26 protein-coding genes are annotated in these 22766 nt (G+C 77.4%); 17 read left to right on the top strand and 9 right to left on the bottom strand.

The window, feature by feature from the left end; all coding sequences use genetic code 11:
• Positions 1-53: 53 nt before the first annotated feature.
• Genes HWY08_RS00745 through HWY08_RS00715 form a run of 7 tightly spaced genes read left to right on the top strand, consistent with a single transcriptional unit; the run spans position 54 to position 9406 of the window.
• Positions 54-503, top strand: a complete 450-nt coding sequence (locus tag HWY08_RS00745; protein ID WP_176062210.1) for a chemotaxis protein CheW — start codon at positions 54-56, stop codon at positions 501-503.
• Complete coding sequence (locus tag HWY08_RS00740) at positions 500-2017, top strand: CheR family methyltransferase (protein ID WP_176062209.1); 1518 nt, start codon at positions 500-502, stop codon at positions 2015-2017. Before HWY08_RS00745 ends, HWY08_RS00740 begins: the two co-directional genes overlap by 4 nt.
• Complete coding sequence (locus tag HWY08_RS00735; RefSeq protein ID WP_176062208.1) at positions 2014-2505, top strand: chemotaxis protein CheW; 492 nt, start codon at positions 2014-2016, stop codon at positions 2503-2505. Before HWY08_RS00740 ends, HWY08_RS00735 begins: the two co-directional genes overlap by 4 nt.
• Positions 2506-2548: 43 nt before the next feature.
• Positions 2549-4021 (top strand): HAMP domain-containing methyl-accepting chemotaxis protein, encoded by a 1473-nt coding sequence (locus HWY08_RS00730; RefSeq protein ID WP_176062207.1) that lies wholly within the window; start codon positions 2549-2551, stop codon positions 4019-4021.
• The gene (locus HWY08_RS00725) at positions 4021-6126 is read left to right on the top strand and encodes a hybrid sensor histidine kinase/response regulator (RefSeq protein ID WP_176062206.1); all 2106 of its coding nucleotides are present in this window, start codon (positions 4021-4023) and stop codon (positions 6124-6126) included. The genes HWY08_RS00730 and HWY08_RS00725 overlap by 1 nt, the downstream gene beginning before the upstream one ends.
• Positions 6123-7187 carry a chemotaxis-specific protein-glutamate methyltransferase CheB gene (cheB, locus tag HWY08_RS00720; protein ID WP_176062205.1) on the top strand — a complete coding sequence of 355 codons (1065 nt, stop codon included), beginning with the start codon at positions 6123-6125 and terminating at the stop codon, positions 7185-7187. Before HWY08_RS00725 ends, cheB begins: the two co-directional genes overlap by 4 nt.
• Positions 7184-9406 (top strand): response regulator, encoded by a 2223-nt coding sequence (locus HWY08_RS00715; protein WP_176062204.1) that lies wholly within the window; start codon positions 7184-7186, stop codon positions 9404-9406. Before cheB ends, HWY08_RS00715 begins: the two co-directional genes overlap by 4 nt.
• Before the next feature lie 11 nt (positions 9407-9417).
• Here the strand turns inward: HWY08_RS00715 and HWY08_RS00710 are convergent, their stop codons facing one another.
• Positions 9418-9846 (bottom strand): CBS domain-containing protein, encoded by a 429-nt coding sequence (locus HWY08_RS00710; RefSeq protein ID WP_176062203.1) that lies wholly within the window; start codon positions 9844-9846, stop codon positions 9418-9420.
• A 183-nt stretch (positions 9847-10029) separates the two neighbouring features.
• On the opposite strand from HWY08_RS00710, the gene HWY08_RS00705 reads away from it, so the two are divergent.
• From HWY08_RS00705 to HWY08_RS00675, 7 genes are read left to right on the top strand one after another with little or no spacing between them, the layout of a single operon-like run.
• Positions 10030-10536 (top strand): hypothetical protein, encoded by a 507-nt coding sequence (locus tag HWY08_RS00705; protein ID WP_176062202.1) that lies wholly within the window; start codon positions 10030-10032, stop codon positions 10534-10536.
• Complete coding sequence (locus HWY08_RS00700; RefSeq protein ID WP_176062201.1) at positions 10533-10781, top strand: monovalent cation/H+ antiporter complex subunit F; 249 nt, start codon at positions 10533-10535, stop codon at positions 10779-10781. Before HWY08_RS00705 ends, HWY08_RS00700 begins: the two co-directional genes overlap by 4 nt.
• On the top strand, positions 10778-11101 hold the full coding sequence (locus HWY08_RS00695) for a monovalent cation/H(+) antiporter subunit G (protein WP_176062200.1): 324 nt from the start codon (positions 10778-10780) through the stop codon (positions 11099-11101). The genes HWY08_RS00700 and HWY08_RS00695 overlap by 4 nt, the downstream gene beginning before the upstream one ends.
• Complete coding sequence (locus tag HWY08_RS00690) at positions 11098-11376, top strand: Na(+)/H(+) antiporter subunit B (RefSeq protein WP_209005099.1); 279 nt, start codon at positions 11098-11100, stop codon at positions 11374-11376. The genes HWY08_RS00695 and HWY08_RS00690 overlap by 4 nt, the downstream gene beginning before the upstream one ends.
• Positions 11373-12137 carry an MnhB domain-containing protein gene (locus HWY08_RS00685; protein ID WP_176062199.1) on the top strand — a complete coding sequence of 255 codons (765 nt, stop codon included), beginning with the start codon at positions 11373-11375 and terminating at the stop codon, positions 12135-12137. The genes HWY08_RS00690 and HWY08_RS00685 overlap by 4 nt, the downstream gene beginning before the upstream one ends.
• The gene (locus HWY08_RS00680; RefSeq protein WP_209005098.1) at positions 12134-12508 is read left to right on the top strand and encodes a sodium:proton antiporter; all 375 of its coding nucleotides are present in this window, start codon (positions 12134-12136) and stop codon (positions 12506-12508) included. Before HWY08_RS00685 ends, HWY08_RS00680 begins: the two co-directional genes overlap by 4 nt.
• Positions 12509-12515: 7 nt before the next feature.
• On the top strand, positions 12516-14333 hold the full coding sequence (locus HWY08_RS00675) for a complex I subunit 5 family protein (RefSeq protein WP_176062198.1): 1818 nt from the start codon (positions 12516-12518) through the stop codon (positions 14331-14333).
• A 5-nt stretch (positions 14334-14338) separates the two neighbouring features.
• Here HWY08_RS00675 and HWY08_RS00670 read toward each other — a convergent pair whose 3' ends face one another.
• The 4 genes from HWY08_RS00670 to mobA form a co-directional block, all read right to left on the bottom strand.
• Positions 14339-14797: a hypothetical protein gene (locus HWY08_RS00670; protein ID WP_176062197.1), complete on the bottom strand. Its 459-nt coding sequence runs from the start codon at positions 14795-14797 to the stop codon at positions 14339-14341.
• Between the two features lie 23 nt (positions 14798-14820).
• Positions 14821-15315: a hypothetical protein gene (locus HWY08_RS00665; RefSeq protein WP_176062196.1), complete on the bottom strand. Its 495-nt coding sequence runs from the start codon at positions 15313-15315 to the stop codon at positions 14821-14823.
• A gap of 87 nt (positions 15316-15402) precedes the next feature.
• Positions 15403-16557, bottom strand: coding sequence for a DUF3187 family protein (locus tag HWY08_RS00660; protein ID WP_176062195.1), 1155 nt, complete (start codon positions 16555-16557; stop codon positions 15403-15405).
• A 380-nt stretch (positions 16558-16937) separates the two neighbouring features.
• Positions 16938-17555, bottom strand: a complete 618-nt coding sequence (gene mobA, locus HWY08_RS00655) for a molybdenum cofactor guanylyltransferase (protein WP_176062194.1) — start codon at positions 17553-17555, stop codon at positions 16938-16940.
• A gap of 101 nt (positions 17556-17656) precedes the next feature.
• Here mobA and HWY08_RS00650 point away from each other — a divergent pair, with 101 nt between their 5' ends.
• Both HWY08_RS00650 and HWY08_RS00645 read left to right on the top strand, forming a co-directional pair.
• Positions 17657-18490, top strand: a complete 834-nt coding sequence (locus HWY08_RS00650) for an enoyl-ACP reductase FabI (RefSeq protein WP_176062193.1) — start codon at positions 17657-17659, stop codon at positions 18488-18490.
• Between the two features lie 16 nt (positions 18491-18506).
• Positions 18507-18866: a hypothetical protein gene (locus tag HWY08_RS00645; protein ID WP_176062192.1), complete on the top strand. Its 360-nt coding sequence runs from the start codon at positions 18507-18509 to the stop codon at positions 18864-18866.
• Between the two features lie 15 nt (positions 18867-18881).
• On the opposite strand, the gene HWY08_RS00640 is transcribed toward HWY08_RS00645, so the two are convergent.
• The 4 genes from HWY08_RS00640 to HWY08_RS00625 form a co-directional block, all read right to left on the bottom strand.
• Positions 18882-19547: an MBL fold metallo-hydrolase gene (locus tag HWY08_RS00640; RefSeq protein ID WP_176062191.1), complete on the bottom strand. Its 666-nt coding sequence runs from the start codon at positions 19545-19547 to the stop codon at positions 18882-18884.
• A 3-nt stretch (positions 19548-19550) separates the two neighbouring features.
• Complete coding sequence (gene erpA, locus HWY08_RS00635; protein ID WP_176062190.1) at positions 19551-19937, bottom strand: iron-sulfur cluster insertion protein ErpA; 387 nt, start codon at positions 19935-19937, stop codon at positions 19551-19553.
• A gap of 92 nt (positions 19938-20029) precedes the next feature.
• Positions 20030-20728, bottom strand: coding sequence for an SDR family oxidoreductase (locus HWY08_RS00630; protein WP_176062189.1), 699 nt, complete (start codon positions 20726-20728; stop codon positions 20030-20032).
• Positions 20725-21285: a cob(I)yrinic acid a,c-diamide adenosyltransferase gene (locus HWY08_RS00625; protein ID WP_176062188.1), complete on the bottom strand. Its 561-nt coding sequence runs from the start codon at positions 21283-21285 to the stop codon at positions 20725-20727. Before HWY08_RS00625 ends, HWY08_RS00630 begins: the two co-directional genes overlap by 4 nt.
• A 55-nt stretch (positions 21286-21340) precedes the next feature.
• Between HWY08_RS00625 and HWY08_RS00620 the strand changes: the two genes are divergently transcribed.
• The gene (locus tag HWY08_RS00620) at positions 21341-22675 is read left to right on the top strand and encodes a hypothetical protein (RefSeq protein WP_176062187.1); all 1335 of its coding nucleotides are present in this window, start codon (positions 21341-21343) and stop codon (positions 22673-22675) included.
• Positions 22676-22766: the final 91 nt, after the last annotated feature.

Below are 22766 nucleotides of genomic sequence, written 5' to 3'. Positions count from 1 at the left end.
CCGCGCTTGCGGCCGGGGCTCCCGCTCGCCTATCTCACTCCTGAGGAGGCCTCGTGTCCGAGCCGTTGCCGCAGCGTGTCGTCGTCGTCCGGGCGGGCGGGGGGCTCTGCGCGCTGCCCGTCGAGGCGGTCGTCGAGACCCGGCGGCCGGCCGCGGTCCGCCCGCTGGCGGGCGCGCCGCCGTGGGTCTCCGGGGTGGGCCTGGTGCGGGGCGCGCCGGCGCCGGTGGTGGACCTGGCGGCGTTCCTCGGGGGGGCCGCGGAGGCCGCGCCGGCGCGCTGGGTGATCCTCCGCTGCGGGGCGCGGGTGGCGGCGCTGGCGGTGCGGCAGGTCGCGGGGGTGCGGGCGCTGCCCGGCGCCGCCGGGGAGCTCCCGCTCCTCTCGAGGGCGGCGGAGGGCGCGTTGGCGTCGCTGCGGGCCCTCGACCGCGAGCTCCTGGTGGTGCTCGAGGCGGGCCGCCTCGTCCCGGACGAGGTGCTGCGCGCGGCGGGAGAGGCGCCGTGACGCTCGGCCTCCGCGGCGACGAGCTGGAGCGGCTGCGGGTCGCGGTGGCGGCCCGGCTCGGGCTCCACTTCGACGACACCAAGCTCGACGACCTCGACGCGGTGGCCGCGAAGCGGCTGGGCGCACTGCGGCACGTGCCGGCCGGCGTCTGGCTCGGGCGCGTCGAGGCGGGCGACCCGGAGGAGCTCGCGTTCCTGGCGGAGCGGCTCACCGTCGGCGAGACCTACTTCTTCCGGAACGGCAACGACCTACGCGCGTTCGCCGAGGTGGTGGTCCCGGCGCGGCTGGCGGCCCGCGACGGGGAGCGGCGGCTGCGCTTCCTGTCGGCCGGGTGCTCCTCGGGCGAGGAGCCCTACACCCTCGCCATGCTCCTCCAGGACGCCCCCGGCCTGGCGGGCTGGGACGTCTCCGTGCGCGGCGTGGACGTGAACCCGGCGGCGCTGGAGCGGGCGCGGGCGGGAAGGTACGGCGAGTGGTCGCTGCGCCAGACGTCGGCGGAGGCGCGCGCGCGGTTCTTCGAGGGGACCGACCGGGAGTTCACCGTCAGGCCCGCGGTGCGGGCGATGGTATCCTTCGACCAGCGGAACCTCGTCGCGGAGGATCCCGCGCTCTGGACCCCCGGGGCGTACGACGCGATCTTCTGCCGGAACGTGACCATGTACTTCGCCCCCGAGGTGAGCCGGCGCGTCGTCGACCGCATCGCCGCGTCCCTGGCGCCGGGCGGCTTCCTGTTCCTGGGGCACGCCGAGACGCTGCGGGGGGTGTCGGGCCGCTTCCACCTGCGGCACTCGCACGACACCTTCTACTACCAGCTGCGCGGCGCGGGCGAGGACGCGGTCTCCGGGGCGGTCGCGCCGCGCCGGGCGCCGGCCGCGGCGCCGCCGCTCGCCGCCGCCCCCGCCGACCCCGGCTGGCCGGAGGCCATCCGCGCCGCCTCGGCGCGCGTGGCGGCGATCACGGGCGGCGCCTCCGCGCCCGGGCACTCGGCCACGCCTCCGCCCCCGGGCGGACCGCTCCAGCTCGCGGCCGCGCTCGACCTCGCCCGGCAGGAGCGCTACGCCGACGCGCTGGCGCTGCTGGCGGCCCGGCCGCTCGAGGCCGAGACCGACCCCGACGCGCTGCTCCTGCGCGCGGTGGTGCTCGCGAGCAGCGGCGACCCCGCGGGCGCCGAGGCCGCCTGCGCCCGGGTCCTCGCGCTCGACGAGCTCTCGGCCGAGGCGCACTACGTCATGGCGCTCTGCCGCGAGCACGCCCGCGACGCCGAGGGGGCCAGGAACCAGGATCACTACGCCCTCTACCTCGACCCGACCTTCGCCCTGCCGCGGCTCCACCTCGGGCTCATGGCGCAGCGGGCTGGCGAGCGCGAGAAGGCGCGCGGCGAGCTCTCGCGGGCGCTGGCCCTGCTCGCCGGCGAGGACGCCTCGCGCGTGCTGCTCCTCGGCGGCGGCTTCAGCCGCGACGCGCTGGCGGAGCTGTGCCGGGCGGAGCTGCGGGCGGCCGGGGGCGAGCCGTGAGCGCGCGCGCGACGCTCGAGGAGCTGCGGGCGGAGTTCGACGCCGCCTTCGACGCTCCGCCGGCGGGCCCCGCTCCGGCCGAGGTCCCGCTGCTCGTGCTGCGGGCCGGCGCGGGCCGCGTGGCGGTGCGGGCGCTCGAGACCGGGGGGCTCGTGGCCTGCGGGCGCATCGAGCCCGTCCCCAGCCGCCGCCGGGAGCTCCTGGGGGTCACGGGCCTGCGCGGGACGCTCCTCCCGGTCTACGGACTGGCGCGCCTGCTCGGGCTGGAAGAAGGGGGCGAGGCGCCGCGGTGGCTGCTCCTCGCCGGCGGGCCGGCGCGGCTCGGGCTCGCCTTCGGGGCGCTCGAGGCGTACCGGCGGGTGCCGGCGGCGGCGCTCGAGGCGGCGCGCGGCGGCGCGGGTCCGCTGCGGGAGCTGGTGCGGCTCGAGGGCGCGGCGGTGCCGGTGGCGAGCCTGCCCGCCTTGCTGCGCGAGATCGGTCTATCTTGACGGCGCCGGGGAGAGACCCCCGGCGCACGGGAGCGAGGGCGCGATGGCGGAGCGGTTCACGTACTCACAGAAGCTGGTCGGCGCGCTGGCCGCGGTGGTGGCCGTCGCGGTGGCGGTGGCCGGGGTGGCGGTCTACGCCCTGCACGACGTGGTGGAGCGCAAGGATCAGGTCATCGACGTCGCCGCCCAGCGCATGGTGGACACCGAGCGGCTGCACGCGCTCCTCCTGCGGAAGGGGGCCGAGGCGCGCGCGTTCCTCATGACCGGCGAGCCGCAGTACCGCGGCAACATGCGCGAGGCGCGCGACAAGTTCCACGACGTCGTGCAGACGCTCGAGCGCGAGGTCCAGACCGACGAGGGGCGCCAGCTGCTGGCGGACATCGGGCGCGCCGAGGACGAGCACCAGCGCGTGGTCGACGCGCTCCTCGCGGCGCGCACCCCGGAGGCGCACCTCGACGCGCTGGCGGTGCGCCTCGAGCGCGAGGTGCGCCCGGCCCGCGCGAGGCTCGAGGAGCTGGTGGACCGCTTCATCGCCCGCGAGGACCGGCTCCTGCGCGAGCAGCGCGCGGCCTCGAGCGAGGCCGCCGCGCGCGCCGTCCGGCTGGTGGTGCTGCTGGCGGCCGGCGGGGTGGCGCTGGCCGCGATCCTGGCGGTGCTGCTGGCGCGGGCCCTCTCCCGCCGCATCTTCGGCGCCGTGCAGCACGTCCAGAGCTCGTCGGCCGAGCTGCAGGCGGCGGCGGGCCAGCAGGCCACCGGTGCCAAGCAGCAGGCGACCGCCATGGCCGAGATCACCACCACCATCAGCGAGCTGCTCGCCACCTCGCGCCAGATCGCGGAGAGCGCGCAGCGGGTGGCGGCGGTCGCCGCCGAGACCGCCGGGGCGGCCCGGGCCGGCGACGCGACGGTGCGCATGGGGCAGGAGTCGATGGGCAGCATCCGGCGCCAGGTCGACCTGGTCGTGAACCACATGCTCGAGCTCGGCCGCAAGTCGCAGCAGATCGGCGGCATCGTGGAGATCATCGACGAGCTGGCCGAGCAGACGAACATCCTCGCCATCAACGCCACCATCGAGGCGGCCGGGGCGGGCGAGGGCGGGCGCCGCTTCGCGGTGGTGGCGGAGGAGATCCGCAAGCTCGCCGACCGCGTCGGCGGCTCGACCAAGGACGTGCGGGCGCTGGTCGACGAGATCCGCTCGGCGGTCAACACCACCGTCATGGCCACCGAGAGCGGCTCGAAGACGGTGGACGCCGGCGCGCGCCAGTTCGCGGAGGTGGCGAGCTCCTTCGGCCACATCGCGCGGCTCGTCGCCACCACCACCGAGGCCGCGCGGGAGATCGAGCTCTCGACGAAGCAGCAGACCACCGCCGTGGAGCAGGTGAACGTCGCCATCTCCAACGTCGCGCAGGCCACCCGGGAGGCCGAGGCCAGCTCCGGCCAGTCGCTCCAGACGGCCTCGCAGCTCGCCTCGATGTCGCGCGACCTGGCGCGCCTGGTGCAGCCGAGGGCCGCCGCGTAGTGGGGCGCGACAAGTACAAGTACTTCCGCGTCGAGGCGCGCGAGCTCCTCGACGGGCTCTCGCGGGGCATCCTGGAGCTGGAGCGCGCGCCGGGCGACCGCGCCGTGGTGGCGCGGCTGCTCCGGCTCGCCCACACGCTGAAGGGCGCCGCGCGCGTGGTGCAGCTGCCCGCCATCGCCGAGCTCGCCCACGCCGCCGAGGATCAGCTCGCTCCCCACCGCGACGAGGGAACGCCGCCGCTCCCGCGCGAGGGGATCGACGCGCTCCTCCGCGCGGTCGACGGCATGGCGGCGCGGCTGGCCGAGGTGGACGCGCCGCCCGCCGCCGCCGCCGCCTCCTCCGCCTCCGCCGCTGCCGGCCCCGGGGCGACGGGCGACGCCGCGGCCGCCGAGGCGCCGCGGCGGGCCGCTGCCGGCGAGCCGCCCTACCAGAGCCTGCGGGTGGACCTGCCGGAGGCGGACGCGCTGCTCGCCTCGGCGCTCGAGGCCGGGGTGCAGGCGGGCGCGCTCCGGCGCGGGCTGGCGGCCCTCGGCCACGCGCGCGAGCTCACCCGCGCGCTGTCCGACCAGCTCGCCCCGCGGCACGGCGAGGCCGAGCCGGCGCCCCCGCCGGCGCGCCTGCGCGGGCTGGTCGACGAGCTGGCGCGCGCGCTCGGGTCGGTGCAGCGGAGCCTCTCGGCGCGGGCGGACCGGGCCGAGCGCGAGATCGCGCAGCTGCGCGGGGCCGCCGAGCGCCTGCGGCTCGTCCCGGCGCGCGCCGTCTTCGGCGCGCTCCAGCGCGCCACCCGCGACGCCGCGCACGCGCTGGGCCGGGAGGTCGCCTTCGAGGCGAGCGGGGGGGAGGTCCGCATCGACGCCCACCTGCTGACGCCGGTCCGCGACGCCCTCCTGCACGCCGTCCGCAACGCGGTCGCGCACGGGATCGAGCCCGCGCCGGAGCGCGCGGCGCGCGGCAAGCCGCCGGCGGGCCGGGTGCGGGTCGAGGTGGAGCGGCGGGGCGCCACCCTCGTCTTCAGGTGCCGGGACGACGGGCGCGGGGTGGACGCCGAGGCGGTGCGCGCCGCGGCGGTGCGGAAGGGGCTGGCGACGCCGGCCGAGGCGCCCGCGCTCGCGCCGGCGGCGCTGGCGGCGCTCCTCCTGCGCGGCGGCCTCTCCACCAGCCCGGCCGTGAACGACCTCGCCGGGCGCGGGGTGGGGCTGGACGTGGTGCGCGACAGCGCGACGCGGCTCGGCGGCACCGCCAGCCTGGAGAGCGAGCCCGGGCGCGGCGCCACCCTCGAGCTGGCGGTGCCCCTCTCGCTCTCGTCGGTGCGCGCGCTGCACGTCGAGGCGGGCGGGGCGGTGGCGTCCGTGCCGCTCGAGGCGGTCGAGCGTACCGTGCACGTCTGGCCGGAGCGGCTGGCGCAGGGGCCCGGCGGCGCGGGCCTCTCCCACGAGGGCGAGGTGCTCCCGTTCCTGCCGCTCGGCCGCCTGCTGCGCGACGGCGGCGCGGAGCGGCCGCGGCGGGCCTTCGCGGCCCTCGTGGTGCGCGCCGGGGGCGAGCGCGTGGCGCTGGGCGCGGACCGGCTGCTCGGCACCTCGGAGATCGTGGTGCACCCGGTCCCGGAGCACGCGCGCGCGGAGCCCTTCGTGCTGGGCGCGGCGCTCGACGGCGAGGGCCAGCCGCGGCTGGTGCTCGACCCCGCCGGGCTGGCCGCCGCGGCGCGCGCCGCCGCGCCGCCCCCCGCGCCGCGCCGCGCCCGCGCGCCGGTGCTGGTGGTGGACGACTCGCTCACCACCCGCATGCTGCAGCAGAGCATCCTGGAGTCGGCCGGCTACGAGGTCGAGCTGGCGGTCTCTGCGGAGGAGGCGCTCGACAAGGCGCGGCGGCGCCGCTTCGGGCTGTTCCTGGTGGACGTGGAGATGCCGGGGATGGACGGGTTCGAGTTCGTGCGCACCACCCGCGCCGACCCCGCGCTCGCCGTCACGCCGGCCATCCTCGTCACCTCGCGCGCGGCGCCCGAGGACCGGCGGCGCGGGCTCGAGGCGGGCGCGCGCGCCTACGTGGTGAAGTCCGAGTTCGACCAGCAGAAGCTGCTGGCCCAGATCGAGGAGCTGCTCGCGTGAGCCCCCGGATCCGCGTCCTCGTCGCCGAGGACTCCCTCACCATCCGCAAGCGCCTGGTGGAGGTGCTGGCGCAGGATCCCGAGATCGCGGTGATCGCCGAGGCGGAGGACGGCAAGCAGGCCATCGAGCTGTGCGAGCGGCTGCGGCCGGACGTGGTGACGCTCGACATGATGATGCCGGTCATGACCGGCGTGGCCGCCGCCGAGCACATCATGGCGTACTGCCCGACGCCGATCCTGGTGGTGTCGGCCTCGACCAACCGCGGCGAGCTCTACCGCACCTACGACGCGCTCGCCGCCGGCGCCATCGACGTGCTGGACAAGCCCCGCGGCGACGAGCTCGACGGCGACTGGGAGGCGCGGCTGCGCGCCACCGTGAAGCTCGTGGCGCGCATCAAGGTCATCACCCACCTGCGCGGCCGGTTCAGCGGCAGCGCGCGCGGGCGGCCGGCGGCGACGCCGGTCTTCCCCTCCGCCGGGCGGCCGCCGCTCGAGGTGCTCGCGCTCGGGGGCTCGACCGGCTCGCCGGGCGCGGTGGTGGAGATCCTGCGCGCGCTGCCGCGCGGCTTCCGACTGCCGGTGCTGCTCGTCATCCACATCAACGAGCCGTTCGGGAAGGCGTTCGCGGAGTGGCTCGACGCGCAGCTCTCGGTACGCGTCCGCTACGCGCGGGACGGCGAGCGCCTGGCGCCGGGCGCCGGGGTCCTGATGGCGCCGCCCGGCCGGCACCTGGTGGTCGAGCGCGGGGCGCTCCGCCTCGACGACGGGCCCGAGCGGCTCTCGTGCAAGCCCTCGGTCGACGTCCTGTTCGAGTCGCTGGCGCGCGCGCTCGGGCCGGCGGCGCTGGGGTGCCTGCTCACCGGGATGGGCAAGGACGGCGCCGAGGGGCTCCTGGCGATGCGCCGCGCCGGCGCGGCCACCGTGGCGCAGGACGAGGCCACCTCGGTCGTGTTCGGCATGCCGCGCGAGGCCATCCTGCTCGGGGCCGCGGAGCGCGTCCTCCCGCTGCAGGAGATCGGGCCGGCGCTGCTCGAGGCGGCGCGGCCGGGGGGCGGCGCGTGATCCCCGTCCTCGTGGTCGACGACAGCCTGACCGTCCGGATGGACCTGCAGGAGGCGTTCTCCGCCGCCGGGTTCGCGCCCGAGCTGGCGGCCGGCGCCGGCGAGGCGCGCGCCGCGCTGGCCCGCCGCCGGTTCGCGCTGGTGGTGCTCGACGTGCTCCTGCCGGACGGCGACGGGCTCGAGCTGCTGGCGGAGATCAAGTGCTCCCCTGACCACGGCGAGACGCCGGTCATGCTGCTCTCCAGCGAGGCCGAGGTGCAGCACCGCATCCGCGGGCTGCAGACCGGCGCCGACGAGTACGTGGGGAAGCCCTACGACGCGAGCCTGCTCGTGGCCCGCGCCCGCGAGCTGGTGCGGCGGACCGGCTCGGACGAGCCGGCGCCGCCGCGCCGCCCGGTGCTCGTCATCGACGACAGCGCCACCGCCCGCGAGGCGCTCCGGGCCGCGCTGGAGGGGGCCGGCTTCACGGTGGTGACCGCCGACTCCGGCGGGGAGGGGCTGCGGGCGGCGGCCGACCGCCGCCCGAGCGCGGTGGTGGTGGACGGGGTCATGCCGGGGATGGACGGCGCGACCTTCATCCGGCGGCTCCGCGGCGACGCCGTGCTGCGCACCACCCCGTGCATCCTCCTCACCGCCGCCGGCCCGGAGGGCGAGGTGCGCGCGCTCGAGGCGGGCGCCGACGCCTACGTAGCGAAGGGCGAGGGCTCCGACCCGCTGGTGCTGGCCCGGCTGGAGGCGCTGCTGCGCGGGGCGCGTCCGCCGGCGGAGCTGGGGACGGCGGGGGCGCTGGCCCCGAAGCGCATCCTGGCGGTCGGGCTGGGGGCGCCGCCGGCCGAGGCGGCGCTGGAGGAGCTCCGGGGGGAGGGGCACGACGTCGCCGTCGCCACCTCGCTGCAGGACGCGCTCGACCTCCTGGCGGTGGACCGGGTGGACGGCATCGTGCTCGACGCCACGCCCTCGCTGGCGGCCGCGCTGGAGGCGAGCCGGCGCACCCAGGCCGACCCGGCGCGCCGCGAGCTGCCGCTCGTGCTGTTCGGGCCGCGCGACGAGCACGAGGCCATGGCGGCGGCGGTGGAGGCCGGCGCCGACGACTACGTCTCGACGGCGCGCGGGCTGACCGTGCTGCGCGCGCGGGTCCACGCGCAGCTCCGGCGCAAGCAGTACGAGGACGAGAACCGCGCCCGCGAGGCCTTCGCCCGCAACGCCGCCATCCTCGAGACCATCGCCGACGCCTTCTTCGCGGTGGACCGCGCCTGGCGCCTCGTCTACCTGAACCGCACCTTCGAGGAGCTGCTCGGCGCGCGGCACGACGCGCTGCTGGGCGCGGATCTCTGGTCGAGCTGCCAGACGCTGTGCGGCCCCGCCGCGGAGCACGAGCTGCGGCGGGCCGCCGAGGAGCACGCCCCCATCACCTTCGAGACGCGCGCCGGCGAGCGGTGGTTCGAGGTGCGCGCCTTCCCGCACCAGGGCGGGCTCTCCGCCTACCTGCGCGACGTGACCGAGCGCCGCCGCTCGCAGGAGGTGCAGGCGCACCTGCTCGGCATCGTGGGCCACGACCTGCGCACCCCCCTCACCGCGCTCAGCGCCTCGGCGGCGCTGGTGCTGCGCGACCGCGCGCTGCCGGAGCGCCACCGCCGCGCCCTCGAGCGCGTGACGAGCGGCGCCGCGCGCATGTCGCGCCTCATCAGCGATCTGCTCGACTACTCGCGGGCGCGGCTGGGCCAAGGGTTGCCGGTGTCGTTCCGGCCGGCCGACCTCGATACCCTCTGCCGCGAGGCGGTCCACGAGGTCGAGGCCGCCCACCCCGGCCGCACCGTCGTCTACCAGCCGCAGGGCGACGGCTCGGGCGTGTTCGACCCCGACCGCATGCAGCAGGTGGTGATGAACCTCCTCACCAACGCCGTGCGCTACGGCGCCCCCGGCACGCCGGTGGCGCTGGCCTGGCGCGGGCAGGGCGAGGAGCGGATCCTCTCGGTGCACAACGAGGGCACGCCCATCCCGCCGCGGCTGCGCGAGCACCTCTTCGAGCCGTTCAAGCGCGGCGACGGGGCCGGGAACTCCTGGGGCGGCGTCGGGCTCGGGCTCTACATCGTGGGCGAGATCGTCCGGGCGCACGGCGGGCGCGTGGTGGTGCGCTCCGACGAGGCCACCGGCACGCTCTTCGAGGTGACCTTCCCGGCCCGGCCGCCGGCGCGCGCCGCGCCGCGCGCGGGGCCCTGACGGCCGGGCGGCTACCCGCCGCGGCCGCCGCGGATGTACGTGTGCAGCTGCTCGATGAGGAAGCGGTTGTCCTCGAGCATGAGCGACAGCACGTCGAGCATGGAGATGACCCCGATCGCCTCGCCGTCGCTCTTCACCAGCAGGTGCCGCGTCTGGTGCGCCTGCATGAGGTGCGCGGCGTCCCGCTCGGTGGTGGTGGGCGTCACCGCCGGCCGGTCCGCGCGCATGACCTCGCCGAGCGGCTTCTGCAGGCTCTCGCCCTTGGCCATGACGCCGTAGACGAGGTCGCGCTCGGTGACGAGGCCGACGAGCTTGCCGTCGCGCCGCACGCCGACCGAGCCGATGCGCCGCGCCTCCATGAGGTGGGCGGCGTCGGCGCAGGTCGTGGACGCGTCGAGGGCGATGACGTCGCGCTTGATGTACTTCTCGATGCTGGGCATGGATCCTCCGGGGCCGCGCATCTTACGCGACCCGCGCCCCGCGTGTCGCGGCGGGGTGTCGCGGCGCCGGGGGGCGGCCGCTCGGAGGCCGGGCAGGCGTCCCGACCGCGCCGGGGCGGTGAGCTTTGGCCCCGCCGTGGGCAAGCTCTCCCGAGGCGCCGCGCACCGCGGCGCCTCAGCGCCATGCCCGAGCCCGCGCCCACCGTGCGTCGCCGCGCCGTCGAATGGGCGCTCCACCTCGCGGGCGCCTACGCGGCCTGGCTCGCGTTCACCCAGCGGCTCGCGCCCTCCGAGCTCGCGGTCGGCGCGGGCGCGGCGCTGCTGGCCGCGGTCGCCTCGCGCCTCGTCTGGTCGCGCAACGGCGCCACCTTCGCCGGGGCGGGCCGGTGGCTCCTCGCCGGCTGGCAGGTCGCGCCCTACGCCTTCACCGGGACGGTCGAGATCCTGCGCGTCCTGGCGCGCCAGCTCGGCGGGCGGCCGGCCCCCTCGCTGCTCCTCGCGGTCCGGTTCGACGCCGGCGGTCCGGGCCCGCGCGAGCAGGCGCGCCGCGCCCTCGCGGTCGCCTACACCACCATGACCCCGAACTTCATCGTGCTCGGGGTGGACGCGGAGCGCGGGCTCCTCTGGTTCCACCAGCTCGAGCGGAGCGAGGTGCCCGACATGACCCGGCGGCTGGGGGCGCGGCCGTGATCTTCCGGCTCGCCGCCGCCGGCCTCTTCCTGGCGCTGCTCGGGCCGGTGGTGGTCGTGCTGCGGGGCGACCCGGTCGACCGCGCCGCCGGGCTGCAGATGGCGGGGGTGATCCTGACGCTCCTCCTGCTCGCCCTGGCGCAGGCCTTCGGGCCGGCCGCGTTCCAGGACCTGGCCCTCACCCTGGGGGTGATGTCCTTCGGCGGCGGCCTCGTCTTCGCGCGCTTCCTGGAGCGGTGGCTGTGAGCTGGGGCGCGCTCCAGCACGGGCTCGCGGCGCTCCTGGCCGGCGCCGCCGTGCTGCTCACGCTCGCCTGCGCGCTCGGGCTGGCCGTGATGCGCGACCCGTGGCAGCGGCTCCACTTCGTGGCGCCGCCCTCGACGCTGGGCGCGGCGCTGCTCACCGGCGCCATCGCGCTCGAGGCGGGCCCGCTCGCGGCGGTGAAGCCGCTCCTCGTCACCGCGCTCCTGACGGTGCTGAACGGGGTGGTGACGCACGCGCTGGCGCGCGCCGCCTTCGTGCGCCAGCACCGGCGCTGGCCGCCGGAGCGGGAGGAGGGCGCGTGATCGAGGCGCTCCGGATCGCCGTGCTCGTGCTGGCCGCCGCCGTGGGGACCGGGGTGGTGCTCACCCGCGAGCCGCTGGCGCAGGCGCTCGTGGTGAGCCTCTTCGGGCTCGTGCTGGCGCTGCTCTTCTTCCTGCACCAGGCGCCGGACGTGGCGCTCTCGCAGCTCGTGGTGGGGGCGGTGGCGCTGCCGCTCGTCATCCTGCTCTCGCTGGCGAAGATCCGGCGCGACGCGGAGCGCCACCGGCGCGAGCGCACCGGCGGGGCGGCGCGGTGAGCGCGCGCGGGCGCGCGGCCGTGCTGTGGGCGGGGCTCCTGGTCCTCGCCGCCGCGCTCGCCGCCGGCCTGGCGCGCCTGCCGCCCGCGGGGGAGGGGGCGAGCGCCTACGGCGATCTCCTGGCGCGGCGGTCCGCGCCCGAGCGGAGCGCCGGGGACGCGGTGGCGGCCGTCAACTTCGACTACCGCGGCTTCGACACGCTCGGCGAGGAGCTCATCCTCTTCACGGCGGTCGCGGGCGCGGGCCTCCTGCTCCGGCAGGGCCCGCGCCGCGAGGGCCACGCGGAGGAGCGCGACCGCGCGGCCGGCCGGCGGCCGCCCCCCACCAGCAGCGCGGTGCGCGTGCTCGGCGGGGGGCTCGCGGGCGCCGGCGTCTGCCTCGGCCTCTACCTCGCCACCCACGGGCAGGTCTCGCCCGGCGGCGGGTTCCAGGGCGGGGTGGTGCTCGCGACGGTGCCGCTCTCGGTCTACCTCGCGATGGAGGCGGACGTCTTCCGCCGGATCGCGCCGCGCCTGCTGGTCGCGATCGGCGAGGGCGCCGGGATCGGCCTCTACGCCGCGACCGGGCTCCTCGGGCTCCTCGCCCGCCGGGCCTACCTCGAGAACGTGCTGCCGGCCGGGCAGATCGGGGACGTGCTCTCGGCCGGCACCATCCTCCCGCTCAACCTGGCGGTGGCGCTCGCGGTCGCCGGCGGGCTCCTGCTCCTCCTCACCGTCTTCCTGGCCGAGGCGCTCGAGGAGCGGCTGGAGGGGGGCTGGTGACGCTCGCGGGCGCCGCCGGAGCGCTGCCGTGGGCCGCCGCCGCCTGGCTCCTGCTCTGCGGCGTGTGGGGCGTCGCGACCAGCAAGAACCTGGTCCACCTGGTGGTGTGCCTCTCGGTGGTGCAGAGCTCGACCTACCTCGTGCTCCTCGGCGTGGGCTGGCGGCGCGGCGGGGCGGCGCCGCTCACGCTGCCGTCCGACGGCTACCCCCCGCCCGGCGCGCCGCTGGTGGACCCCATCGTGCAGGCGCTCATGCTGACCGACGTGGTGGTAGGGGCGACGGTGACGGCGCTCCTGCTCGCGCTGGTGGTGAAGGCGCACGCCGCCGCGCACTCGCTCCACCCCGACCGCCTGACGCGGCTCAGGGGCTAGCCGCGCCATGGAGCGGCTGGCGCCGCTGGCGGTGGTCCTCCCGGTGCTCGCGGCGGCGCTCCTCGCCGCCGTCGGCCGCCACCTGCCGCGCTGGGCCCGCGACGCCGTCGCGCTCCTGGCGCTCCTCGCGGCGGGCGCGCTCGCGGCCGCGTGCGCCTGGCGCGGCCGGGAGGACCTGGTCGTCTCGTGGCTGGGCGGCTGGAGGCCGCGGGGCGGGATCGCGGTGGGGGTGGCCCTGGCGGTGGACCCGGTCGGCGGGGGGCTCGCGGCGCTCTCCTGCGGCCTCGGGGCGGCCGCGCTCGTCTTCTCCTTCCGCTACTTCGACTCGGCCGAGGGGCACTTCCACGTCCTCCTGCTCGTCTTCGTCGCGGCGCTCACCGGCTTCGGCCTCACGGGCGACCTCTTCAACCTGTTCGTGTTCTTCGAGCTCATGAGCGTCTCCGCCTACGCGCTCGCCGGCTACAAGACGGAGGAGCCGGCGGTGGTGCAGGGGGCGCTCCACTTCGCGGTGGTGAACACGCTCGGGGCCACGCTGGTGCTCTTCGGGCTCTCCCTCCTCTACGGCGCCACCGGCGCGCTCTCGCTGGCGCAGCTCACGGTCGCGGTCCCGGGGGCGCCCCGGCCGGTGACGCTGCTCGCCTTCGCCCTGCTCGCCACCGGGTTCCTGGTGAAGGGGGCCGCCGTCCCGTTCCACTTCTGGCTGGCCGACGCGCACGCCGTGGCGCCCACCCCGGCCTGCGTCCTCTTCTCCGGGGTCATGGTGGAGGCGGGCCTCTACGCCGTCATGCGGCTCGCCGCGACCGCCTTCCACGGCCTCCTGCCGCCGGGCGGCCACGCCCTGGGGGCGGCGCTGCTCGGGCTCGGGCTCCTCACGGCCTGGGTGGGCGCGGCGCTCGCCTTCGCGCAGCGGCACCTGAAACGCCTCCTCGCCTTCTCGACCGTCTCCCACGGCGGCCTGCTCCTCGCCGCGCTCTCGCTCGCCACCCCGGGCGGCTACGCCGCGGCGGCGGTGTATGCGCTCGGCCACGGGCTCGTGAAGGGCGCCCTCTTCCTCGGCGCCGGGATGGTGCTGCACCGGCTGCGCTCGGTGGACGAGGTGGCGCTGCGCGGGCGCGGGCGGCGCCTCGCCGTCCCGGCGGTGGTGCTCGGCGCCGGCGGGCTGGCGCTCGCCGGCGCGCCGCCCTTCGCGCTCTTCCGCGGGGACGCGCTGCTCGACGAGGCGCTGCGCGCCTCCGGCCACCAGGCGCTGGCTTGGCTCTTCACGCTGGCCGCGGCGGTGACCGGGGCGGCCGTGCTGCGCGCGGCGCTCCGCATCTTCGCCGGGCTGGGGCCGCGCGAGCCCGACGCGCCCGAGACCGGCGGGGAGACGTCGGAGGCGCCGGAGACGCGCCCCTCCCGCGAGCGGATCCCGCTCACCATGTCCTTGCCGGCGCTCCTCCTCCTCGGCTTCGGGCTCGCCGCCGGGCTGTGGCCCGGACTGGGCGAGGGGGCGCGCGCGGCCGGGGCGCGCTTCGCCGACGGCCCCGGCTACGCCGCGCGCGTGCTGCAGGGCACCCCGCTCCCCCCGGTGTCCCGCACCCTGGAGGCGCCGCTCGGGCCGGCCGCCGCGCGAGGCGGAGCGTTCGCGGCGGGCGCGCTGGCGCTGGCGCTGGCCGTGCTCCTGCGACGGCGGCTGCCGGAGCGGCTGCGCGCCGCCGTCGCCGCCGCCTGGGGGCCGGCGATCCGGGCGCTGCGGCAGCTGCACGGCGGGCGCATCGGCGAGTCGGTCGCCTGGCTCGCGCTGGGCGCCGCCGCGATCTCCGCGGCGGCGCTCGCGCTCGGGTAAGCGACCTACGGACTCGCGCCCGGCGCCTGGGGCGGGGTGGCCGGCGCGGGCGGGGTGGCGGGCGTCGGGGCGATCCCGCCGGGCGCGCCGACACCGCTCGCGCCGCCGACGCCCACGCCGCCGGTGCCCCCGGCGCCGACGCCGCTGCTCCCCGGCGCCCCGGCGGTGCCGGTGGAGGTCGTGCCCGGCGTCCCGCCGATCGTGTTCATCCCTCCGTACGAGCCGGCGCCCCCGTCGAGGGTCCCGACGCCCGCGGCCGTCCCGGTGCCGGTCGCGCCGGGGCTGGTGCTCGTGCCGGTGCCGGTGCCCACGCCGCCGGCGGCCGTCCCGGGCGCGGCGGTCGCTCCGGCGCCGCTCGTGGCGGGCCCCGCGCCTGGGGTCGTCACGCTGCCCATCGGCTGCCCGGACTGCCCCGCCGTCTGCGCCCAGGCGGGGGCGGCCGCCGCCAGGCCCGCAGCCGCCAAGCCCACTCCGATCGCCCGACGCCTCATGGCCTGGGCCTCCCCTGCTCCTGCTGCACCTTCAGTCCGTACGGGAGGTTCGCCCGGCTGGCGCCGGCTTGCCCGCCCGCCCACTCCAGTTCCGGCGCCTGCTGCACCCGCGCCGAGCGCACGTCCGCCGCGCTCGTGCTGCGGACCTGGTCGCCGGACTTCCACGCCTGGTACGACGCCCCGCCGCCCGCCGAAGCCGCCTCGCCGTAGGAGGCCGCCGCGGAGGGTGCCCGGAGGCGGCCGAACCCGCCCAGGCGCAGCTCGCCCCGGCGGTCGGGGGCGGCGCCGGCCGCGCCCAGCATGCCGAGCCCGCGCTCGAACCGGGGCGGCTGCTGCTGGGCCGAGGCGGCCCGCTCGGCCTCCGGGCCCGCGCTCTTCGTCGCGGGCGGCTGCCCGCCCGTCCACCCGGCGCCTGCGCCGCGCGCCTCCCCGCTCGCCGCGGCGGCCCAACCCGCCACGATGAGCGCCGTCCACCACCTCGCCTGGGTCATGGCTCCCCCCGAGGGATCGTACGCACCGGCCCTGCCGGCGGCACGGCCGGGGAGGGGTCAGCGCGAGGGGCCGCGCGGGCGGCGCGGTCAGAGCGGCAGCGTGAAGGTGAGCGCGAGCACCGTGTCGGGCGCGTTCTCGTTGTAAAACCAGGAGCGGGCGCCGCGCGGGTTCGAGCCGGGGGTGAAGTCCTCGGAGAAGGAGAGGGTGAGCTCCCGCCAGCGCAGGCCGAAGGAGACCTGGTTGTGCGGCCGGAAGAGCGCCGCGTAGGCCGACGAGATGTAGGCGTCGTCGCTCCCGCCGTCGAGCGAGGTCCAGCCGCCCTCCATGAGCGCCGAGAGGTAGCGGTCCTCGGCCAGCAGGGTCACCGGCCCGAGCAGCACCGCGAGCGAGAGGTCGACGCCGGCGTGGAAGGTGCGGGGCTGCAGCGCCACCGACGAGGCGAGCGCCGAGGTCGCGGTGCCGAAGAGCATCCCGTGCAGCACCGCCCAGCGGGTGAGCTCGAACGACCCGAGCAGCGCCACGCCCGCGTCGAAGCCGCCCGACCCGCCCGCCTGCGCCAGCGAGCCGGTGGGGAGCTTCAGGTCGAGGCGGGCCGAGATCCCCCAGGCCGGCGCCTCGGGCGGAGAGCCGCGCGCCTCGGCCCGGCCGCCGGAGGCGAGCAGCGCCTGCGTCGCGAGCACGAGGTCGCCGGCCGAGAACCGCCCGGACTCCAGGTCGAGCGCGCGCGGCCCCCCCGGCTCCAGGAGGCGCAGGTGGATGTGGTCGCGCGGGTAGAGCTGGCGCTGGAAGTTGTAGGCACCGACGAGGCCGTGCCACGCCTCGATGCCCCCGTCCTCGAAGCCGCCCCAGAACGCGGTGGCGCGCCAGCCGAGGGTGGTGGTGAGCCGCTCCCGGAAGCCGCCCGGCGCGAGGAGGGTCCAGGGCAGCCGGACCGAGAGGACGAGGGCGTCCGCCTCGACGTCGTTCTGCACCGCCACCACCCGCCCGCCGCGGCCGAAGAGCGCCGGGACGGACCAGCTGTTGGCGCTCTCGAGCCGCGCCGAGAGCGACGGCGTGCCCACCGCGCGCGCGTCCGAGAGCGGCGGGTCGAGGAAGAGCTGCCGGAACGGGCCGGGCGTGCCGAGCCCGAGCGGCGCGGCGCCGAAGGACGCGCCCGCGGCGGCGGGCGGAAGCTCGGCCGCGGCGGGCGCGGCCGGCGCGACGGCCACCAGGGCGGCGAGGAGCGGGAGGAGGAGGCGCACGGGCGTCGAGCCGACCACCAACCGGCCTTCGAAGCAAGACCGCGGGCGGCCGCTCGCCCGCCTGCCCGCGCGCTCGCGAGGCGGTCGCTCCTCCCGCGGGGCTTGCACCCAAGGTGACACGCTCCCGTCACCTCGGCGTCGCACGCGATGTGAATAGGTCGGTGGGAAAGGTGGATAACCCGTGGGAAATCGGCTTCCACACACCCACGGTCCGGCCACGATCCGGTATCGCTTGTCTGCAATGGCCCACATGGGTCTGCCCCGAACGCGGTGCGCAATCCCGCGCCATACCTCCGCTTTGCGGAGGCTCGGGGGACCTGGGGGTTGGGCTTCGGCCGGGCCTACCTCCGGGGAGGAGGTGGGGAGGACGCGCACGCGGGCTACGGCACCTCGAGCCCGAGCCGCGCCGCGTCCTCCGGCGTGTTCACGTTCTCGAAGGCGCGCCCCTCCGGATCGACCTCGCGCCAGGACTCCTCCGGCACGAGCCGGGCGCCGACCGCGGTGGCGAGCTGCCACATCGAGGGCTGGCCCTGACGGAGGAGCCGGTCGATCTCCGGCAGGCAGGCGGTGGACCAGAAGGCGTGGAGCGGCTGCAGCCGTCCGCGCCACACGACCGCCACCGCCGGCGCGCCCTCGCGCCGCGCGGCGAGCCAGGCGATCTGCGCCGCGTCGAGGAAGGGCATGTCGCAGGCCGCCGTGAACACCCAGCGCGTGCGCGCGGCGGAGAGCGCCGCGTGCAGGCCGCCGGGCGCGCCGCGGCCTGGGAGCAGGTCGGGCGTGGCCCGCACCGGGAGCGCGGCATAGGGCGCGGCGTCGTTCGCGACCAGCACGGACTCCGCGAAGAGGCCGTCGAAGACGCGCAGCGCGCGGGCGACGAGCGGCTCGCCGCCGAGCCGGAGGAGGCCCTTCGCGGCGCCGCCGAGGCGGCTGCCCTGGCCGCCGGCCACGAGCGCGCCGGTGCAGTCGGGCAGTCGAGGGCGGTGAGGCTTTGGCGCCATGCGGCACAGTCTACGCCGGACGGAGCGGCGGAACGCCTGGAGGCTCGCCCTCGATTGCGATATGTAGGGCGCCCCCAACGACGGGAAGGAGCGCGAGCAGGATGCCTGGCGACGACACCACGAGGACCACGCAGGAGCATGGCGCAGCCGCCGAGGGCACGCTCATGGCGGGCAAGCGCGCGCTCATCACCGGCGTCGCGAACGACCGGAGCATCGCGTGGGCCATCGCGCAGGCGTTCCAGCGCCAGGGCGCGGAGCTCGCCTTCACCTACCCGGGCGAGGCGATGGGCAAGCGGGTCATCCCGCTCGTGCAGCCGATGGCGAAGGCCATCCTCGACTGCGACGTGCAGAGCGACGAGCAGATCGCCCGCAGCGCCGAGGAGATCGCGCGCGTCTGGGACCGCATCGACGTGCTGGTGCACTCGATCGCCTACGCGCCGCGCGAGGCGCTGGGGGGCCGCTTCACCGACGTCACCACCCGCGACGCCTGGCGGACCGCCCTCGAGGTGTCGGCCTACTCCCTGGTGGCGCTCTCCCGCGCCTACAAGCCGCTCATGAAGCCGGGCGCGAGCATCATCACCATCAGCTACTTCGCCGCCGAGAAGGTGGTCACGAACTACAACGTGATGGGCGTCGCCAAGGCCGCGCTCGAGTGCAGCGTGCGCTACCTGGCGCAGGACCTCGGGCAGGACGGCATCCGGGTGAACGCCATCAGCGCCGGGCCGCTCAAGACGCTCGCCGCCGCCGGGATCAAGGGCATGCGCGCCATGCTGGGCGAGAACGCCGAGAAGACGCCGCTCCGCCGCAACATCGACCACGAGGACGTCGGCGGCGCGGCCGTCTACCTCTGCTCGGACCTCGCCAAGAACGTGACCGGCGAGACGCTCCACGTCGACGCGGGCCAGAACATCATGGCCGGCGTCAGCATGCAGTAGGTAGAGTGCGCGCCGCATGCACCGCGCGGCGCGCTACCTCCTCGTCGCCTCCGCCCTGGCCGGGGTGGCGGGGGCGCTGCTCCTCTTCAGCACCTTCCGCGATCCGTGCGGCGGCCTCCTGCGCCGCTACGTGGCGACCTACGACGCCGCCAAGGCGCCGTGCCACGCGGACGCCGACTGCGTCTTCGACCCGCTGCCGCCGGGGGGCCCCGGCCTGTGCGACCGCGCCCGCGCCGCCTCGAGCGCGCGCGCGCCGTTCGAGGCGGTCGAGGCGCGGTGGACGGCGCGCGGCTGCCCCGCGCCGGGCGCCGCCTGCCCGCCCATCGCCGGCGCGCGCTGCCAGCAGGGGCGCTGCGTCACCGCGCTGGCGCGCTGAGCCGGCTCGGCCGCGTCAGACGAACCGGCCGCGCCGGCTCGCCTCGCCCACGAACGGGTTCGCCCGCCGCTCGTCGCCGAGCAGGCCCGAGGGCCCGTGCCCGGGGTAGAAGCGCACGTCGTCGCCGAGCGGGAAGAGCTTCTCGCGGATGGAGCGCTCGAGCGCCTCGAAGTCGCCGCCGGGGAGGTCGGTCCGGCCCACCGAGCCGGCGAACAGGGTGTCGCCCGCGAAGAGCACCCGCGCCTCCTCGAAGAAGAGGCAGCACGAGCCGGCCGAGTGGCCGGGGGTGTGGAGGATGCGGCCCGCCTGTCGCCCCAGCGCGAACGGCTCGCCGTCCTGGTGGTGGTGGCCGACCTGGGGAGGCTCGGCGAGCCCCTCCTCCTCGAACCCGAACATGGCGGCCTGCTGGGGCAAGGCCTCGAGCCAGGGGACGTCGGCCGGGTGGATCTGGCAGGGCGCCCCGAGCCGCTTCATGGCGGCGGCGCAGCCCGCGGCGTGATCGATGTGCCCGTGGGTGAGCAGGATCCTGCCGACGCGGAGCCCTCCGGGCTCACGCAGCGGCAGGATCCGATCGAGCTCGCCCCCGGGATCGACGAGCGCCGCCTCACCCGTCTCGCTGTCGCCGACGAGGTAGGTGTTCTCGGCGAACGGGCCGACGACGGCGTGCCGGACGACGAGCAACGGCTAGTAACTAAAGCTCTGGCCGCAGCCGCAGGTGTTCCGAGCGTTCGGGTTCACGAACTTGAACCCCGCGCCCTGGAGGCCGACCACGTAGTCGACCGTGACCCCCTGCAGGTACATCGAGCTCATCGGATCGACGTAGAGCTTGAGCCCGTCCTGCTCGTAGACCGCGTCGCCGTCCTTCTCGGCGTTCTCGAAGTCCATCGAGTACTGGAACCCCGAGCAGCCCCCGCCCACGACGCCGATGCGGATGCCGTAGCCGGTGAGGTTCTCGCGCGTCATCGCGTCCCGCACCATCTCGACCGCCTTGGCCGTGAAGTGGAGCGGGCTGCCCGTGGCCGGCTCGGCGGGGGCGCTGCGGGTGGTCGGGTTGACGAGGGTGGTCTCCATGCCTTCTCCGTTCAGGTTGGCCTTGATGGCGCGCAAGGAATCTAACAGGCGGCCCAGACCGCTTCAATGTAGCGCGCGTCCCCGGCAGGTCGTCAGCCCGAGCGGCCGGCGAGGTGGCGCCCGCCGTCCACCGGGAGCACCGCGCCGGTGACGAAGGGCGCGTCCGCCAGGTACCGGACGGCCGCCGCGACGTCGCCAGGCGTGCCCGCGCGGCCGAGCGGGATGCGGCGCGTGAGCTCCCGGCGCTGGCTCGCCGGGTAGCGCTCCGGCCAGAGGACCGTCCCCGGCGCGACGGCGTTCACGCGCACCTTCGGCGCCAGCTCGAGCGCCAGGCACTCGGTGAGGCGCACCAGCGCCGCCTTGGAGGCCGCGTAGGCGGCGAAGCCCTTCCAGGCCACGAGCCCGCCGCCGACGTCCGCCACGTTGACGATGGAGCCCGCGCTCCGCCGCAGGAGGGGAGCCAGCGCGCGGGCGAGGAGCAACGGCGCGCGCGCGTTGAGGTCCATCTGCGCGTCGAAGGCCGCCGCGTCGGTGGCCGCGAGCGGCCGGGCCTCGAAGGCGGCCGCCGAGCAGACGAGGAGATCGAGCCGGTCGAACCGCGCGCGGAAGGCGCGCGCCAGCGCGTCCGGCCCGGTGGGCAGGGCCAGGTCGGCCTGGAGCGGCACGAGCGGCGCGCGGGGCCGGTGCGCGTGGTAGTGCGCCGCCACGCGCCAGCCCTGGCGCGCCAGGTCCCGGGCGATGGCCTCGCCCACGCGCACGCCGGCGCCGGTGACGAGCGCGACGCGCCTCACCGCCGCGCCCTCGGGTCCCAGATCGGCTCCGGCACCCCGGCGCGCCGGTTGGCGGCGCGGGCGGCGACGAAGAGGAAGTCCGACAGCCGGTTCAGGTAGGCGAGCACCTCCGCCGCCACCGGCTCGTGGTGGTGGAGCGCCACCACCCGCCGCTCGGCGCGCCGGCAGACGGCGCGCGCGACGTGGAGGTCGGCCGCCAGCGGCGCGCCGCCCGGGAGGACGAAGTGGCGGAGCGGGGCGAGCTCCCCCTCCAGCCGGTCGACGGCCGCCTCCAGCGCCGCCGTCCAGGCCGGATCGAGCGGCGGCAGCGCGGCGCGCGCCTTGGCGGCGGCCGGGGGCGTCGCCAGGGCGGCACCCAGCGTGAAGAGCTGGTCCTGGATGGCGGCGAGCAGCGCGCCCAGGTCCGCGTCCGCGCCCCGCGCCCGCGCGGCGCCGAGGACGGCGTTGAGCTCGTCGACCGCGCCGTACGCCTCGACCCGCGCGTCGTCCTTGGCCACCCGCGGTCCCCCGAAGAGGCCCGTCTCTCCGGCGTCGCCCGTCTTCGTGTAGATTTTCATCCCACCGCGAGGTAACACCGCCGCTCCGCCGCCCGCAAGGGCGGCCGCCCGCGCCATGACCCCCTTCACCGACAGCGAGCTGACCGAGGTGGGCCGGGAGGCGGCGCGCGCCGCCTGGGAGGGTGGCCTCACCGTCCTGAAGGACGGCGCCTTCGTGCCCATCCCGCTCGTCGCGGAGCCGGCGGTCTACCCGCGCGCCGCGCTCGAGGCGCTGGCGGCCGAGGCGCGCGCCATCCTCTCCGGGTCCGTCAAGCTGGCGCGCGCGCTCCTCGCCGGGGGCGACGCGCGCGATCGCGCCGCGCTGCTCGGCCCCTTCGAGGGGCTGGAGCGCGAGGCGATGGAGCGCCTCCTCTCCGAGGCGCCCTGCCCGGCGGTGCTGGCGCGCGTCGACTTCCTGCCGGTGGAGGGCGGCGGGCCCCCTCGCGCCCTCGAGCTCAACGCCACCATCCCGGCCATGAGCGGCTACTCCGACCTGGCCGCGCACGCCTGGCTCAGGGCCGCCGCGCGGGTGCGCGGGCTGCCGCCGCGGGTGGGCGAGGACCTCGTCGCCGCCGCCGGGTCCAACATGGAGAACCTGCGCGTCGCGCTCTGCGCGTTCTACGAGGCGCGGGGCGGGACGCGGGCGCGGCCCTCCATCGCCGTCGTCTCGCGCCCGGCCGACTCGCAGACCGGCGAGCTCGGGCTCCTCGTGCGGCACCTGCGGCACCTCGGGCACGAGGCGGAGCACCTCACGCCCGAGGCGTGCGACCCGCGCCGCTGGGACGTCCTCTACCGCCACGTCTGGGCCCACAACACGCCCCCCGGGGCCCCGTTCGCCGAGGCGCTCCGCCACCCGGCCCGCTTCGTCCTCGCGAACCCGGTGAACGGGATGCTGGAGGCCAAGGCGCTCTTCGCGCGCCTCTCCGAGGCGGGCGAGGACCGCGCGCTGGCCGACCGCGCCGGGCTCGACGAGGCCGAGCGCGCGGCGGCGGCGCGGCTGCCGTTCACGCGGCGGCTCGACGCGGCGCTCGCGCCCCGCCTGCTGGCCGAGCGCGAGCGGTGGGTCCTGAAGCGGAGCTGGGACTACGGCGGCAAGAGCGTCCACCTCGGGGCGGTGCTGAGCGACGAGGCCTGGCGCGCCGCGGTCGAGGCGGCGCTCGCGGACGGGCGCGGCGGGGGCTTCGTGGCGCAGGCGCTGGTCGTGACCTCCCGCTCGCCCGCGACCCGGATCACCCCGGAGGGCGCCGCGCACGCGCCGCTCTACCGGGACGTCTCCACCTACTGCGGCCTGGGCCCCTCCGCGCCGGGCGGCAGCGTGGTCCGCGCCGCCGCCTCGCCGGTGGTGAACATCCTGGGCGGCGGCGGGGTCGCGCCGGTGCTGCCCGAGGACGTCCTGGCGCAGCTCGGCTAGGAGGGCCCGCTCCGGCAGTCCCGGTACCCGGGTGTCCGGCGACCCCGTCGCCATGCGCGGCGAATCGGGCCATTGGGGCGGCACGGCGGGT

The sequence above is a fragment of the Anaeromyxobacter diazotrophicus genome (genome assembly GCF_013340205.1).
Taxonomy (GTDB): domain Bacteria; phylum Myxococcota; class Myxococcia; order Myxococcales; family Anaeromyxobacteraceae; genus Anaeromyxobacter_A; species Anaeromyxobacter_A diazotrophicus.
Note: the sequence above shows the minus strand (reverse complement) of the source record. Positions and strands in the feature narration are given on the sequence as shown.